The organism is Streptomyces zinciresistens K42, assembly GCF_000225525.1.
GTDB lineage: Bacteria > Actinomycetota > Actinomycetes > Streptomycetales > Streptomycetaceae > Streptomyces > Streptomyces zinciresistens.
Genome location: NZ_AGBF01000165.1, coordinates 1 through 15489, shown reverse-complemented (window position 1 = coordinate 15489; position 15489 = coordinate 1). Strand labels below are relative to the sequence as shown.

The window sequence follows — 15489 nt, the reverse complement described above, 5'->3', positions numbered from 1 at the left end:
CTCAGGTTGTGTCGTTGCAGAATGGCCCTGATGTACTCGGGAGTCTGGAGCAGGCCCGGAACGAGCGCGGGTTGAAACAGCCGCAGTACAGACATCTGGGCTTCCAGAGCCTTGGCGGCCTGCTGGCCCTTGTGGACCCCGATCCGCTTGAGCAGGCGCCATGCCGTCGCCTCCGTCGCTGACGCGCGTGCGGCTTCCGCGTACTCCGTTTGACCTCGTCCGAGACGCCGATGGCGGTCAGGATGCGCTCTACGTCCGTCGCGCTGGGTGCCAGCTTCGCATTCTCGATCTTGGACAGCTTGGACGGAGACATGAGGGCGCTGCGGGCCACCGCTTTGGCTTCCTTGCCGGATGCCACTCGCAGCGCCCGCAGCGCGGCTCCAAGCTGTGCTCTGTTCACGTCCCGTACTCGGCCCACCATTCGGTGAACGGTTCCGCGTGCGCGAGAGCCGCATCACGGTACCGCGCGAATTCCGCTGTTCGTTCCGGTGGTAGCACTTCCGAACCCAGGTACTTTCCGCTTCCGTCGTAGTTCATCACGGCCACGGATTCGGAGTCGAAGAACCAGAAATCCGGAACGTTCTCCAAGGGGTTGAGTTTGTCGGTGATGTCGAGGATGAAGAACTCTTCGCCCCCGCTCACATTCTTGCGGTAGCCCCAGCCGAGTTCGAACCTGAGATAGTCCGTGAGCGGGCGGGACAGGATATGGACCCGGTATACCCGCTTCCCCTTCTCGGTGTGCGAGCGTAGTTCTTCGATCCAGCCTGCGTTGTAGTCGTCTGGCTGCGGCTCCCCGGCCAGGAATGCCTGATAGGCGTCGACGCTCCCGGACTTGCTGTAGTCGTCCAGGGTCTCCAGCCGGAATGCCTCGCGCTCGAATGCCTCGAAGAGGTCGCCGAGGGTCCTAGAGGAGGTTGTCACGGATGGCCTTCTGGACCAGTTCCATCGGGATCTCGACCAGGGTTTCGTGCGCGGGAATCTGAAGCCCGTGGTCGGTCGGCGTCTCGCCCTGTACCAGGAAGGTTCCGCGATCTGTGGCGTAGATCGTCGGGCAGTCCTTGATGTCGCACGTGCTGACCAGCTTGGTGACCTTCATGGTCTGGGTTCCCCTCTCCCGTGCCGCTGCCAGTACCCCGCATCTGGGTCGATGCTCCCGAGGGCTGTGCGCACCGGTCAAGCGATCACGGTTGACGGAACGGGAAACCGCGTAACTTGCGTCGGGCCTGCTCGTATACCGCGCGACTGGCGGCGGAGCCTCCAGCGGGCCTCGGGCCTGCGCAGACTGTTGACGATCATGGGGAGATGCTGGGGAGACCCCCTCTGGGAGGGGTCTTCGTGCAGGTCAGGGTCGTATGACCTGTAAAGCACCCAGATCTACGAGGGCACGAATCAGGTCCAGCGGATCGTGATGGCGAGGAACCTGCCCTAGCCGCAGGGGAGTCGAGGCCGAAGGGTGTCCGGGCGACCGGGCACCCTTCACTCGTCCCGCCCTCCCGGTTCCCGCCCCCGGGTGCCGGGGCCGGTGCGCACACCCCGCCCGCGTCGGATGGCGCGGTGTCGCCCGGGGGCGTAGGACGGAAAGGGCAGACGGGGCCCGGCCCAGGGCTCCCGCGTTCGCCAGGAGGAGCCATGACCCAGCCCGGAACCATGCCCGCCATGACCAAGGAGATGCAGGACTGCGTCGACGCGTGCATGACCTGCCACAGCGTCTGCGAGGAGACCATGAGCTCCGTCATGCAGCTGGGCGGCCAGGCCCAGATGCAGGTCATGCGGGCGCTGATGGACTGCGCCGAGACCACCCGCGTGTGCGCGGACATGATGATGCGCCGCTCCCCGCTGTCGCCGGAGATGTGCGCGATGTGCGCCAAGGCGTGCGAGATGTGCGCCGAGGCGTGTCTGTCCGTGCCGGACGATCCGCAGATGACGCGGTGCGCCGAGGCGTGCCGCCGCTGTGCCGCGACCTGCCGCGCGATGGCCGGCGCCACCATGTGACGCCGGGAGCGGGGCCGCCCGCAAAGCGGCCGGGGGCACCCCTTCCCGGGGTGCCCCCGGCCGCTTGCGGCGGGTGGCGCTCACTTGCCGGTGACGGTCACCTTCTCGTCGTTCTTCAGCTGCTGCACCAGCTGCTTCACCTTCGCGGTGTCCCACTGGAGGTTGCCGTTGCCGGTGTTGCCCGAGATCGGCATGTTCAGCGAGGTGCCCTGGCCGCCGCTGACGCCCTTCATCGCCCAGAACATGGACGCCAGGTCGAACAGGCCGGTGTCCTTGTCGACGATCAGCGAGTCCAGGCCGGCGCCCATCGTCGGGTACAGCTTGAAGGGGTTCATCACGGTGCCCGGCGTCGCCACCTGGTTCGCCAGGGCCGAGAGGAACTTCTGCTGGTTCTTCGTGCGGTCCAGGTCCGATCCGGCCAGCGCGTACCGGGTGCGGACGAAGGCGAGTGCCTCCTCGCCGTTCAGGGTCTGCGTGCCCTTCTTGAAGTCGGCGCCGGACTTGGAGTCCTTGATGTCCTGCGGGATGTCCAACTCGACGCCGCCGACCGCGTCCACGATGTTCGCGAAGCCGGCGAAGCCGATCTCGACGTAGTTGTCGATGCGCAGTCCGGTGTTGGCCTCGACCGTGCGGACCAGCAGCTCGGGGCCGTCCTCGGCGTAGGCGGCGTTCAGCTTCACCTGGCGGCCGGTGGCCGGGTAGAGCTTGCCGGACTCGGAGCCCTTGTACGAGGGGATCGTGACGTTGGAGTCACGCGGCAGCGAGATCAGCGTCGGGCCGTTGCTGCCGGTGTGCAGGATCATCATCGAGTCCGTGCGCTTGCCCTCGGCGGACCCGGTGTGCAGCTGCTTCTTCTGCGCGGCGGTCATGCCCGCGCGGCTGTCCGAGCCGACGATCAGGTAGTTGGTGCCCTCTCCCGCCTCGGGACGGTCGATGACCTTGGACAGGTCGACCTCGCGGTTGAGCTTGGAGTCGGCCCAGAAGTAGGTGGCGACGCTCGTCACCACCAGCACCGTCACGACGGTGATCGCGGTCACCTTGATACGGCGCCGCCAGTTCGGCGCGGGTCTGGGCCCGCCCGTTCCGCCCCCGCCGCCCCCGCCGCCGCCGTACACCTGGCCGGTGTTGTAGCCGCTGTCGTAGCCGTCGTCACGGCCGCCGTCGTAGCCGCCGTACCCCTGGCCGTCGACGTACGACGGCTGCTGCGGCACTCCGCCGTAGCCCTGGCCGCCGGGCGGCGCGGCGGGGCCGCGGCGGACCTGCCGCATCACACGGGCGCTCTCGGGCTGAGGGCTCGCGCTGCCGCGTCCGTAACGGCTGCCGCGGTTGTCGTCGGACGATCCCTGGGGCCAGTCATTCATGCGCCCAGTGTGCAGGGCACCACCAGGTGCCATACAAGGTCCGGCGGAAAATAGAGGCAGTGCTGTTGCGAACCCGACACAAAGTCCGCGATTGTCCCCTCGGCATAGGGTGGAGGCCATGACAGACCAGGTCACCACCGCGGAGTCGGATGTTCCGGAGATCCCGGGCAAGCCGACGTCCGCGTCCCGCACCACGCTCAGCCACATCATGACGCAGAGTGACACCAACCTGCTGGGGACCGTCCACGGCGGCGTGATCATGAAACTCGTCGACGACGCCGCGGGAGCCGTGGCCGGCCGGCACAGCGGCGGCCCCGCCGTCACCGCCTCCATGGACGAGATGGTCTTCCTCGAACCGGTCCGCGTGGGCGACCTGATACATGTGAAGGCGCAGGTCAACTGGACGGGACGGACCTCGATGGAGGTCGGCGTGCGGGTGCTGGCCGAGCGCTGGAACGAGTCGACGCCGCCCACCCAGGTCGGCTCGGCCTACCTGGTCTTCGCCGCCGTCGACGGCGACGGCAGGCCGCGCCGGGTCCCCCCGGTGCGCCCCGAGACCGAACGTGACAGGCGCCGCTGCCAGGAGGCCCAGATCCGCCGCACCCACCGGCTGGCCCGCCGCCGCGCCATCAAGGAACTGCGCGAGAAGCGGGCCGCGGAGGGCTACCAGGACTGAGCGGCGGGCCGCCGGCCCTGTTGCGGACACCGGTGCCGCCGCGGGCGGTGGCTCACCGCCGCCCGGCCGCACCGGGGCGAACGCCGCCCGGCCGCACCGGGGCGAACGCCGCCCGGCCGCACCGGGGCGAACGCCGCCCGCCGCGGCACCGGGGAGGCGGGTCAGGAGCAGCCGGTCCGGTCGCCCCGCAGCACCGCGGACTCACCCTGACCCGGGTCCTCCGCCCGCACCGTGCGCACCTTCGTGAAGTCCGTGCCCACGATCACCTTCAGCGTGGGCCCGAGGCCCTTCACCGCCCTGAGCTCGCTGCCCGGCAGCGCGGCCGCCAGGGACCTCGCCGAGCGGTCCCAGCCGGGGTCGTGGGCGACGACCGTACGCTTCCGGACGGGTCCCGCCGCGTCCACCGGCCGGCCCGACGCCGCGAAGCCCACGGCCGCCAGCGCCGCGTCCGCGCGCCTGCCGAGCCCCGGCCGCCCCGTGCCGTTCTCGACCTGCACCCGGATCCGCTCGGGGGCGACCTCCACCCGCGGCGCCGAGCGCCGGGAGCGCTGCGCGGCGAGCGGTTTGTCCTCGCGCAGCGCGGCGAAGAGCCGCTCGGCGCGGTCGGCGTCCCACTTCACGGTGGAGCCGAGCCCCTTCACCGGGTAGTTCAGCCGGCCGATCGGCACGGTCGTGAACTCGGACGAGGACGGCGAGAAGGTGCGCATCGCCCGCCCGAGGTCGAGCAGTTCACCCGTGCCGAAGCCCTTGTCGGCCCGCACGGACCCCAGCACCGCCCGGGTCACGTCCCGGAACCGCATCGGGTTCAGCAGGATGCCGGACGACGTGGCCCGCGTGATCAGCGCGGCCAGGAACCGCTGCTGGCGCTGCACCCGACCGAGGTCGGCGTCGCCGCCGAGGTGGCGGGATCGCACGAACTGCAGCGCCTGGCCGCCCATCAGCCGGTGCGTGCCGGCCGGCAGGTCCAGCCCGGTGTAGCTGTCCTTGAGCGGCTTGGCGGTGCAGATCCGCACGCCGCCCAGCACGTCGACCGTCTTCATGAAGCTCGTGAAGTCGACCTCCAGATAGTGGTCGATCTTGACGCGGGTCATCCGCTCGACGGTGCGCACCGTGAGGTTGGGGCCGCCCTCCGCGTACGCCGCGTTGAGCTTCACCGGATGGGCCGGGCGCCCCCTCCTGGCGGGCACCTCGGCGTAGGAGTCGCGCGGCAGGCTCACCACGCTCGCCCGCTCCCGGTCCTCCGAGATGTGCACGATCATGATCGTGTCGGTGCAGTGGCAGGGCGCCCCGCCGAGCCGGTACCTGCGCCGCTCCTCCTCGGTGATGCGGTCGCGGCCGTCCGTGCCGACGAGCAGCAGGTTCATCCCGTTGCCCGCCTCCGGCCGGTTCTTCATGTCCTTGAACGGGTCCACGCGCGCGATCCGCGCGTCCAGGCTGCTGACCACCGCGTGCCCGATCCCGGCCGAGGCCAGCACCACCACCGACAGCGTGGTCACCGCCCGCATGGCCCAGCGCGGCCGCCTGCGCCGCACGGGCGCGACCGGCCGCTCCGCTCCGCGGGACGGCCGCGGGACGCGCTGCGCGGGGGCGGGGGAGCGGCGGGGCGGCGTGGGCATGGGGCGTTACCTCCGCTGGGGGTTGCCCTGAGGGCCGAACGTGGGATCCGTGAGCACCGTAGGGCCATACGATCTGCTGCCCGGGGCACCGGCCCCGGCGGGGCGCACCCGTGTCCCCCGTTCGCGGTAACGTGAGCCCCCTATGAACGCCAATCCCGACGTGCAGCTCCCCGCCGTTTCCGTGATCATGCCCGTCCTCAACGAGGAACGGCATCTGCGCGGAGCGGTGCGAGCGATCCTCGCGCAGGAGTACGCCGGCGAGATGGAGGTCGTGATCGCCCTGGGTCCGTCCACGGACCGCACGGACGAGATCGCCGCCGAGCTCGTCCGGGAGGACCCGCGCGTCCACACCGTCCCCAACCCCACCGGCCGGACCCCCGCGGCGCTGAACGCGGCGATCGGGGCCTCCCGGCACCCGGTCGTCGTCCGTGTCGACGGCCACGGCATCCTCTCGCCGGACTACATCGCCACCGCGGTACGCCTCCTGGCGGAGACCGGCGCCCAGAACGTCGGCGGCATCATGCACGCCGAGGGCGAGAACGACTGGGAGCACGCCGTCGCCGCCGCCATGACCTCCAAGGTCGGCGTCGGCAACGCCGCCTTCCACACGGGCGGCGCCGCGCAGGCCGCCGAGACCGTGTACCTCGGCGTCTTCCGCCGCGAGGCCCTGGAGCGACAGGGCGGGTACAACGAGGAGTTCGTCCGCGCCCAGGACTGGGAGCTGAACTTCCGCATCCGGGAGGCCGGCGGACTGATCTGGTTCTCGCCCGAGCTGAAGGTGTCGTACCGCCCGAGGCCGTCGGTGCGGGCCCTCGCCAAGCAGTACAAGGACTACGGCCGCTGGCGCCATGTCGTGGCCCGCTACCACGCCGGCTCCATCAACCTGCGTTACCTCGCCCCCCCGACGGCGCTGTGCGCGATCGCGGCGGGCGTCGTGGTCGGCGCCGCGCTGACCCCCTGGGGCTTCCTGGTCCCGGCGGGCTACCTCGCCGCGATCACCGCGGGGTCGCTCCCGGCCGGGCGGGGACTTCCGCTGAGGGCACGTCTGCAGATCCCGGTCGCCCTCGCCACCATGCACATGTGCTGGGGGTACGGCTTCCTGACCAGCCCGCGCGCCCTGGCGAGGAAGGTCATCGCCTCCCGCCGGCCGGCCGTGGTCGGCACGGACGCCGCGGCCTGACCCACCGGACACCGAGGCCCCCGCCCACCGTCTTACGACGGCCGGCGGGGGCCCTTCACGCGGTCCGCGGTCACCAGGTGAAGCCGGGGTCCACCTTCATGCACGCCGTGGTGTCGGACGCGTTCAGCGCCTCCGCCGTGTCCGGGGTGCTGTCGTCCTTCTTCGGGGCCTCGTAGGTCTTTCCCTCGCGCCAGTCGGCGCCGACGACGAGCGTGACGCCGGAGACGTCCGTGGACCTCTGCACGGCCTTGGCCGGGATGCCGAGCACCTTGGCGAGCCGCAGGGCGTCGCCCTCCAGGTCGGCGCTCGGGTAGCGGACGAGCGTCGTGTCCTGAGCGGGCGCGGCCGACGCGTCCGCCACCGCCTTGGTGAAGCCCTTGTCGGCCAGCGCACCGGCGACGGTGGTCGCCCGGCCGGGAACCGGCGCCAGCGCGTCGGTGCGGGTGCCGTTCTGCACCTGGACGGCGATGCTGTCGTCCGCCGCGGCCGGGTCGGTGGAGGCGGCCTTGTCCGGGGCCGGCTTCTTCTTGTCCTTGCCGTCGAGGGCGATGTCCTCGCGCACCAGCCGGAACAGCTTGGCCGCGTCCTCGGTGGGCTCGACGCGCGCGCCGACGTACCGGTTGGGCATCGTCGTCATCGTGATGCGCTCGGTCGGGACCTTCTTCAGCTCGCCCGCGAGGTCGTAGAGCTTGGCCACCGAGCCGAGCCCGGGGTCGACGGTGAGCGCGCTGGTGGCCGCCTCGGCGAGCTTGCGCAGCTTGTTCGGGTTGCTCAGCTTGGCGTTCTTGCGCAGCTCGCGGACCATCGCGTTCATGTACTGGTGCTGCGCCTTGGCGCGGGCCAGGTCGCTGCCGTCCTCGAAGCCGTACCGGGTGCGCAGCCACTGCAGGGCCTGCTCGCCCTGGACGTACGTGGTGCCCTTCCTGAGCTTCAGCCCGGAGCCCTTGCCCTCGCTGTTCTTGGAGCGGATGTTCCTGTCGACGCATACCGGGACGCCGCCTATGGCGTCCGCCATCGACACCACACCCGCGAAGTCGATCATCATGAAGTTGTCGATGCGGATGCCCGTCAGCTTCTCCCAGGTCGCCACCGTGCATCCGGGGCCGCCGCGGCCCAGCGACTCGTTCGTCATGGTCCGCTGCAGGGCCCCGTAGGTCTTCCCGCTGCCGGGGTCGGTGCACTTGGGGATGTCCACGAGCGTGTCGCGCGGCATGCTCACGACCGACATGTTGGTGCGGTCCGCGGAGACGTGCACGAGCATCTGGACGTCGGCCAGCGGCGGGCCCCCGAAGGTCTCCCTGGCGCCGCCGAGCTTCTGGTTCGCCTTGGTGTCGCGCGCGTCCGAGCCGATCACCAGGATGTTCAGCGGTGTCTGGCCGGCTGCGTTCGCCTCGGTGCGCGGGGCGCGGTCCTTCGCGTCGCCGATGTTGAGGGCGTCCTTCTTCAGGTGCCCGTTCAGGTGCCGGTAGTAGAGGAAGCCCGCTCCCGCGGTGCCGAGTATGACCATCGCCAGTACCGCCGCCGACCAGCGCAGCGCCCGCCGCCTGCGGGGTCTGGCCCCGCCCCCGCTCCCGCCGTCGGCACCGACCGCCCCGCTCGCCCCGTCCCGGTCGCTCGCCCCGTCCCGGTCGGCCGGATCGTCCCGGTCGGCCCGCGGGGCCGGGGACATGGTGTCCCCCACCGCGGGGGCCTCCCCTCGCAGACTGCTTTGCGCCAACTCTCCGCCCCTCCCCACCCATGGCCCGACGCGGCTTCGTGCCGCGGCGGACCTCCCTGTCCGGTGCGGAGCGCACCATGTCAGATCACCCTGTCCGACACCGGTCCACAACCTGTCAGACCCCTGGGGGCCGGACCCTGGTTGGCCACGTGTCGGCAAAATCCACGCCGGACGCCACCGCTCGACGCCACGCCGGCGGCGCTGACACACCGGTGCGGTGTGTCAGACCGACGAGTGCCCCGAACAGTTGCGTTCGCGCCACTTTTTTCGTTCCGGGGACGGGCCCCAGCGCCGCGCCGGCGGCTCGGGGACCGGAAGGGGCGTGGCCCCCGCCGCTACTTCGCGCACGTCACCTTGTCCGCCGTGGACTTCTGCACGCCCTCCGGGGTCTTGCCCGCGGCCGAGGTGAGCGGGATGCCCGCGCCCTTGAAGTCCCTGCCGAGGGTCAGCGTCATCGTGGGCAGCCCCTGCGCGTTGGTGACGCTCTTGCCCGGCTTCAGCGCCGCGCCGGACAGCCCCATGATGTCGGCGAGCCGGCGTGCCTGGTCCGCCTGGTCGGGGCCGTACTCCAGTGTCGTCTTCGCGAGTTCCGCCGGGGCGTTGCCCGCGTTCTCGGACTTGGACACACCCTCGTCGTTCTGCAGCCACAGCAGTGTGGTGGAGGCGCTTCCGCCCTTGGCGCCGCCGTTGAGGATCTGCACCCGCACGTCGGCCGCGTCCGCCTTGCTGCCCTTCAACCGGGCGGCCACGGCGGCGGCCTCCTTCTTCTTCTGCGCCTTGACCTCGGTGAACGACACGTCGTTCCTGATCATGTCGAAGACCTGGGGGGCCGCCGCGTCGTTGAGCACGACGGTCGCCTTGACCTTCTCCGCCGGGTTGTCGATCACCGGAATCGTGGTGAAGGTGAGGTTCTTGGTGTCGAGCTTGCCCAGCTCCAGACCCAGCTCCTGCAGCTTGTTGATGCTGTCGAGCTGGGAGTCGACGGTCAGCGCCTGGGTGCCGGCCTCGGCCAGCTTGATCATCTTCGTGGGACTGGTGAGCGTGTCGTTCGACTTCAGCTTGCGCATCAGCGCGCTGAGGAACTGCTGCTGGAGCCCGATCCGGCTGAGGTCGCCGCCGAAACCGACCGCGTACCGGGTGCGGACGAACGCCAGGGCGTTCTCGCCCTGCACCACATGCCTGCCCTTGGGCAGGTTCAGCTTGGACTTGGGGTCGTTGATGTCCTTGGCGAGGCAGACCTCGACGCCGCCGACCGCCGTCGTCAGCGTCTTCACCGCGTTGAAGTCGGCCAGCATGAAGTTGTCCGGCTTGATGCCGGTCAGCTTGGTGACCGTACGCATGGTGCAGCTGGGCGTACGGCCCTCCTGGCCGAGGCTGAGGTTGAAGCGGACCCCGGACTCGCCCGGGATCGTCTTCGTGCTGCCGTCCTCCTGCTCGGTCGGGCAGTCCGGGATGTCGGTGATCAGGTCGCGCGGGATGCTGAGCGCGGTCGCGTTCGAGCGGTCCTTGGACACGTGCAGCAGGATCGTGGTGTCGGCGTGGCCGGAGCTGCCCGTGTCGCCGTACCCGTCGTTGCCGGCGCCGGTCCGCTTGTCGGTGCCGATCACCAGGATGTTGATGGCCTTGTCCTTGGAGAAGCCACCGGTGCTCGCGCCGTCGTCGGAGACCGACTGGATGTTGTCGCTGAGGTGCCGGAGGTAGAGGTAGCCGCCGACGCCGGCGGCGACCAGCACGAACGCCATGATCCCGCCGGTCCACACCAGCGCCTTCTTGGCCCCGCGCTTCTTCTTCGCCGGCCGGCGGCCGCGCCGGCCCGGCGGCGGCTCCTCGGGGGCACCCCGGCGCCTGCGCTGCGGCGGGACTTCGGGGCTCGGCGCCGTACGCCTGTCACGTCCCGGCGCCGCGGTCCGGCCGCGGGCCGGGGCGGTCGCGCCCTCGGCTCCGGCGGAACCCTCCGCCGCGCCGGGGCCGTTCGCTCTGCCGGAACCCTTCGCTCCGCCCTGGCCCCTTGCTCCGCCCTGGCCCTTCGCTCCGCCCGACCGGCCGGGACGGGGAGCCGCTCCGGAACGGGAGGCGGACCGGCGAGGTCCGGGTACCGATGACTGCGGTGCGGAAGGGGGCAGTCGCAGTTCGTATTCACCGGTGTTCGGATTGAGCACCCACTGGTCTGCGGGATCGATGTCGTCCGCCCGCCCACGGCCTTGCGCGTCCACGGTTGTCTGAATCCTCCGTCGGGGCCACGCGGCGCCTACCCCCTCCAAGGCGCTCGGGTCTCGGTCAAACAGTGCGCAGGCCGAACTGCGGCCGGGTGCACCGGATCGCTCACACTATCCGCCCAGTTCAGCGTGGAACGACGGCGGTGACAAATTCCACTTCCCTACAACTGGGCAATTCGTCGCAATCCTTTGAGAAGAAGGTCGCCGACTTGGTGAGCGCTTTACTCACACGTGTTCTCGGCGGCCGTGTTGCCGCGAAAAGTGGGCGCCGGGGGAGTGGGGCCGGCCGCTCTGTTCGACTGCCCGGCGTCGGCCGAACCCTGGGACGATCGGGGCGAATCCACCACTTTCAGCGGTGCGTCCCTGCGGAGCCGTTCGAAGAGCCGCCCTGCCTCCGGCTCCATCAGTTGGTCACGGTTCGCGTTGTACCGGTACGACTCGCGCGGAACCGTGAGGAATTGCACGCGTTCGGTGGGGATGTCGCGCACGCCCCGCACGAGGTCGTACAGACCGCGCAGGCTGGCCAGGTCCGGGTCCGTCGTGAGCGACGACGTCGCGGCGTCGAGGACGGGATAGAGCCGGACCGGGTTCAGCAGGACGTCGTTGCTCTGCGCCTTGTGCACGAGCGCGGCGAGGAAGCGCTGCTGACGCTCCATCCGGGCGGTGTCGCTGCCGTTGCCCAGCGACTTGCGGGCGCGGACGTAGCCGAGGGCCTGCTCGCCGTTCAGGGTGACCCTCCCCGCCGGGAGCCTGAGCCGCGCGGCCTTGTCGTCGATGGGCTCGGACAGGCAGATCTGCACGCCGTCGAGGGCGTCGACCAGCTTCTTGAAGCCCTGGAAGTCGACCACCATGTGGTGGTCCACGCGGATGTTCGTCATCCGCTCCACGGTGCGGATGGTGCAGGCCGAACCGCCCACCTGGAAGGCGTAGTTGAACATCCCGAACTGGGGCCTGGAGCGCCGCCCGTCGGGGCGGCGGCACGCGGGGACGTCCACCATGAGGTCGCGGGGGATCGACACGGCGGTGACGCTGCGGCGGCCCGCGGACAGATGCAGCAGGATCGTCGTGTCGGACCGCTCGGTCCCCGAGTCGCGTCCGTAGCGCCGGTTCCCGCTGCCGGAGCGCGAGTCCGAGCCGATGACGAGGATGTTCTGCGCCCCGCGCGCGGCCGCGCCGGGCCGCTCCTTCTCGTACCGGGCGAGTTCGGCGGCGGCGGCCTCGTCGGGCGTGATGTTGGAGTCGAGCTTGGCGTACACGGCCCAGCCGACCCCGCCGGCGACGACCACCGCGAGCCCGGCCCCCACGGCCCCCCACCGCACCCACCGCCGGCGCCCCTTCCGGCGCCCCGGCTCCCCCCGGCTTCCCCGTGCGGTGCGGTTCACGGCTGGTCCACCCCTCATGACGTCCTGCGTGCGGTGTGGGCTGCTCCTACGACCATGACCCCAACCACCCCCGCCGGCCGCCCGCTGCTGGGCCACCCGGGTGAGGGGAGGGGCGGGTCGGCCTTGTCGGCCTTGTCGGCCTTGTCGGCCTTGTCGGCCTCGTCGGCCTCGTCGGGGGTGGGGTCGGGTGTCGGGACCTCGCGCGGCTGTTCCGGGGCGGGGGAGGGGACGGTGGGCGGGCGGGGGAGGGCCGGGGACACCGAGCGGCGCACCCCGCCCTGACGGTGACGGCAGGGTCGCCGTAGCCCCGATGCTGACGACCGCGAGGCGCGCTCCGCGGCCGATACGCACCGCGGGGTCGCCGTGACCCGCTCGCTTGTCGCGGGGCCGCCGTCGCCCATGCGTCCGTCGCAGGGGCGTAAGGGTGACGCCGTGTCCGCGTCGCTCATCGCGAGGTCGCCGTAGCCCCGACGTCCACCGCGACGCGCACTCCGCCCGCGATACGCGTCACAGGGTCGCCGTCACGCCCATGCGCGCCGCGGGGGCGTCACCGTGCCCCCACGCTCATCGCCGGTTCGCTGTGCCCCCCACGCTCATCGCCGGGTCGCCGTGACCCGCTCGCTCTCGATCCGTTTCGCCAGCCCCTCCTCGCCCAGCTCCTCCAGATGCCGGCACAGCACCACCGACCCCCCGGTCGCCAGCGCCGCGAACAGCCCGGCGTTGAGCCCCTCCCACGTGTCGTACGGCAGCGCCGACAGGATCCTCGACCCCGGGCCCGTGAGTCCCAGCCCCGGCGCCTCCGCCCGCGCCCGCTCCACGACCTCGGCCCCGCTGAACTCCCGGCCGGCCGCGATCAGCGCCGGCTCCTCCGGGTCGACCGGCGCGAAGGGTGCGAACCGGTCCCCCTGGCCCGGTACTTCCACCGCGTAGTCGGCGAACCCCTCGGGCGGCTGCGGGAAACGCCCGCCCAGCGGCCGCAGCGCCAGCGCCACCCGCTCGCCCCGGCACGTCCGCGCCGCCTCCAGCGCGTCCGGCCCGCTCACCACCACGTCGGCCGCCGCCGGATCCCCGCCCACGTCCGCGACCGCGCCCACCGACGAACACGCCAGCAGCCACACGGCCGTCTGCCAGTGCGCGGGCAGCAGCAGGGCGACCCGGTCGCCGGGCCCGGCCCCGAGGTCGCCCTGGAGCAGATTCGCGGTCTTGGCCACCCAATTGGCGAAGGTGGCCACGGACAATTCGACACGCTCCCCGGTGCCGTCGTCGTAGAAGGTCACCAGGGGGCGTCCGGGATCCGCGGCGAGCGCGGATCGCAGCAGGTCGGCAGGGGTGCGATCGGTGGCATTCACCCGCGCAAGGGTACGCGGGCACCCGCCCGCGCACCCCCCGCGCGGAACACCCGGCCGCCACCGGTTCGGGGGAACGGCAGCCGACGCACCGTCAAGTCACCGATGGACAGCTTTGTATGACTATGTCCAACATCAGGGGTATGCGTGGATTCCTTGCTTCCTCGATCGGTGTCACGTGTGCGGTCGCTCTCGCTCTCCCGCTCACCCCACCCGCCGTAGCCGCGACCGGGAGACCGGCGCTCGGAGTGCAAGCGGCCACGGGCGCGGCCCCGGTGGCCGGCCCGTCGGCACGCCAGGAGGGCGCTGAACCGGATCTCGCCGGCAGCACCCAGTCCCTCTCCCTCGACCCCCTCACCCGCGACCGCGCGGTGGACGCCCCGGGCGAGCAGCGCCTGACGCCCCGCGCCGTACGGCCGTTCTCCCTCGTCGGGGTGATCTGGGACGACCCGGGTGCCGAACTGCACGGCCGCGTCCAGGTGCGCACCCGAGCAATCGCCACCGGTGCCTGGTCGGGCTGGCAGGACGTGGAGACCCACAACGCCGACCACGCCGCCGACCCGGACACCGCCGAGGGCGCCGCGGGCAGACTGCGCGGCTCCTCGGCCCCGCTGTGGGTCGGCGCATCGGACGGCGTCGAACTGCGGGTCACACCGGAGAGCGCGGGCCCCGAGCCCGAGAAGGGCGCGACCGGCGCTGAGAGTACGACCGGCGGTGAGGGCGCGACCGGCGGTGAGGGCGCGACGGCGGGCGGCGGCTCGGCGTCCGGCGGCGCGACCACGACCACGACCACGACCGACGGTGGCTCGACGACCGGTGGCGGGGGCGCGACCGCGAGCGGGGGCGGCTCGACGACCGGCAGTGAGGGCACGTCCGCGAGTGGCGGCGGCCCGACGGCACCCCGCCCCGCGACCACCGCACTGCCCGAGGGCCTGCGCCTGGAACTCGTCGACCCCGGCGAGCCCGCAGCGGCCCAGGAGGACACGGCCGGTGCCCCCCGTCCGGGCACGCTCCAGACCGAGACCGTGGAGACCGCCGAGGCGCAGGCCGCCTCGGCCGCCAACGCCGAGGTCGCCTCCCCCGGCGCCGCCGAGATCCCCGCCCTGGACCGGACGCAGACCGAGAAGGAGCTGCTGGCCCTGCGCGGCAGCGAACTGACACCGGCCCAGCAGGCGAAGCCGTACATCGGCCCGCGGCCCCGGATCGTCACGCGGCGCGGCTGGGGGGCCGACGAGAGCTGGCGCGAGCGGAGGTTCACGTACACGAGGAAGGTGAAGGCTGCCTTCGTCCACCACACGGCGACCGGCGGCAAGTACCAGTGCTCGCAGGCCCCTTCGCTGATCCGCGGCATCTACCGCTACCACGTCAAGAGCATGGGCTGGCGGGACATCGGCTACAACTTCCTCGTCGACAAGTGCGGGAACATCTACGAGGGGCGTGCCGGCGGTGTGACGAAGGCGGTCCTCGGCGCCCACACCCGCGGCTTCAACAGCAACAGCATGGGCATCGCCGTTCTCGGCAGCTATGGCGGCACGAAGCCGTCCGCCGCCGCCGTGCGGGCCGTGGCCCGCCTCACGGCGTGGAAGCTCGGCCTGTACGGCGCCAATCCCCGTGGAAAGACGTACCTGACGTCCGGCGGCGGGAACCTCTACCGCAAGGGCAGGAGCGTACGGCTGAACGTGATCTCCGGTCACCGGGACGGCTTCTCGACGCAGTGCCCGGGGCTCCAGCTGTACCGCAAGCTCGGCACGGCCCGTTCCTCGGCCGCCCGCTACCAGGGACGCTGAGCCGGACGGGACCCCACCGGGCACCGGCCCGGTGGGGCGCTCCTGCCCCCACGCACCACTGGAGGGCGCCCGAGTCCGCTGCGACGCCGGGAACCCGGCGAAAACCCCGCGCTTCTCCCCGGACCGCCGCACCACCCGGCCCCCACGACACGTCAGGCATCCGGCCACCGGCGCACGCCCGCAGGACGCACGCCCCCGGCCCGGGGCGCCCCCTCC

Annotated in this window: 13 protein-coding genes and 1 pseudogene; 4 read left to right on the top strand and 10 right to left on the bottom strand. The window is 71.7% G+C overall.

What is annotated here, in order from left to right; genetic code table 11:
* The 3 genes and pseudogenes from SZN_RS39150 to SZN_RS29020 all read right to left on the bottom strand — a co-directional run.
* Positions 1-400 (bottom strand): annotated as a pseudogene (locus tag SZN_RS39150) (helix-turn-helix domain-containing protein); the annotation flags it as partial.
* Positions 397-921, bottom strand: coding sequence for a DUF6879 family protein (locus SZN_RS29025; protein ID WP_007502020.1), 525 nt, complete (start codon positions 919-921; stop codon positions 397-399). The gene SZN_RS29025 and the pseudogene SZN_RS39150, both read right to left, overlap by 4 nt.
* Positions 905-1096 carry a hypothetical protein gene (locus SZN_RS29020; protein WP_007502019.1) on the bottom strand — a complete coding sequence of 64 codons (192 nt, stop codon included), beginning with the start codon at positions 1094-1096 and terminating at the stop codon, positions 905-907. The genes SZN_RS29025 and SZN_RS29020 overlap by 17 nt, the downstream gene beginning before the upstream one ends.
* A gap of 533 nt (positions 1097-1629) precedes the next feature.
* Here SZN_RS29020 and SZN_RS29015 point away from each other — a divergent pair.
* Entirely contained in the window at positions 1630-1992 is a 363-nt protein-coding gene (locus SZN_RS29015; protein WP_007502018.1) for a four-helix bundle copper-binding protein, read from the top strand.
* An 80-nt stretch (positions 1993-2072) separates the two neighbouring features.
* Here the strand turns inward: SZN_RS29015 and SZN_RS29010 are convergent, their stop codons facing one another.
* Entirely contained in the window at positions 2073-3353 is a 1281-nt protein-coding gene (locus tag SZN_RS29010) for an LCP family protein (RefSeq protein ID WP_208865870.1), read from the bottom strand.
* 118 nt (positions 3354-3471) lie between these two features.
* On the opposite strand from SZN_RS29010, the gene SZN_RS29005 reads away from it, so the two are divergent.
* Positions 3472-4029 carry an acyl-CoA thioesterase gene (locus SZN_RS29005; protein ID WP_007502016.1) on the top strand — a complete coding sequence of 186 codons (558 nt, stop codon included), beginning with the start codon at positions 3472-3474 and terminating at the stop codon, positions 4027-4029.
* A 161-nt stretch (positions 4030-4190) separates the two neighbouring features.
* Here SZN_RS29005 and SZN_RS29000 read toward each other — a convergent pair whose 3' ends face one another.
* Positions 4191-5645, bottom strand: coding sequence for an LCP family protein (locus SZN_RS29000; protein ID WP_007502015.1), 1455 nt, complete (start codon positions 5643-5645; stop codon positions 4191-4193).
* A gap of 142 nt (positions 5646-5787) precedes the next feature.
* Between SZN_RS29000 and SZN_RS28995 the strand changes: the two genes are divergently transcribed.
* Entirely contained in the window at positions 5788-6825 is a 1038-nt protein-coding gene (locus tag SZN_RS28995) for a glycosyltransferase family 2 protein (protein WP_007502014.1), read from the top strand.
* A gap of 70 nt (positions 6826-6895) precedes the next feature.
* On the opposite strand, the gene SZN_RS28990 is transcribed toward SZN_RS28995, so the two are convergent.
* The 5 genes from SZN_RS28990 to SZN_RS28975 all read right to left on the bottom strand — a co-directional run bounded on the left by SZN_RS28990 (position 6896) and on the right by SZN_RS28975 (position 13489).
* Complete coding sequence (locus tag SZN_RS28990) at positions 6896-8494, bottom strand: LCP family protein (protein ID WP_050815136.1); 1599 nt, start codon at positions 8492-8494, stop codon at positions 6896-6898.
* A gap of 383 nt (positions 8495-8877) precedes the next feature.
* Positions 8878-10755 (bottom strand): LCP family protein, encoded by a 1878-nt coding sequence (locus SZN_RS28985; protein WP_043733748.1) that lies wholly within the window; start codon positions 10753-10755, stop codon positions 8878-8880.
* A gap of 224 nt (positions 10756-10979) precedes the next feature.
* The gene (locus SZN_RS28980; protein ID WP_078508994.1) at positions 10980-12158 is read right to left on the bottom strand and encodes an LCP family protein; all 1179 of its coding nucleotides are present in this window, start codon (positions 12156-12158) and stop codon (positions 10980-10982) included.
* Positions 12155-12400, bottom strand: a complete 246-nt coding sequence (locus SZN_RS41030; protein ID WP_139063589.1) for a hypothetical protein — start codon at positions 12398-12400, stop codon at positions 12155-12157. Before SZN_RS41030 ends, SZN_RS28980 begins: the two co-directional genes overlap by 4 nt.
* Positions 12401-12733: 333 nt before the next feature.
* Entirely contained in the window at positions 12734-13489 is a 756-nt protein-coding gene (locus SZN_RS28975; RefSeq protein ID WP_007502007.1) for a TIGR03089 family protein, read from the bottom strand.
* A 245-nt stretch (positions 13490-13734) separates the two neighbouring features.
* On the opposite strand from SZN_RS28975, the gene SZN_RS28970 reads away from it, so the two are divergent.
* Complete coding sequence (locus tag SZN_RS28970; protein ID WP_007502005.1) at positions 13735-15273, top strand: peptidoglycan recognition protein family protein; 1539 nt, start codon at positions 13735-13737, stop codon at positions 15271-15273.
* Positions 15274-15489: the final 216 nt, after the last annotated feature.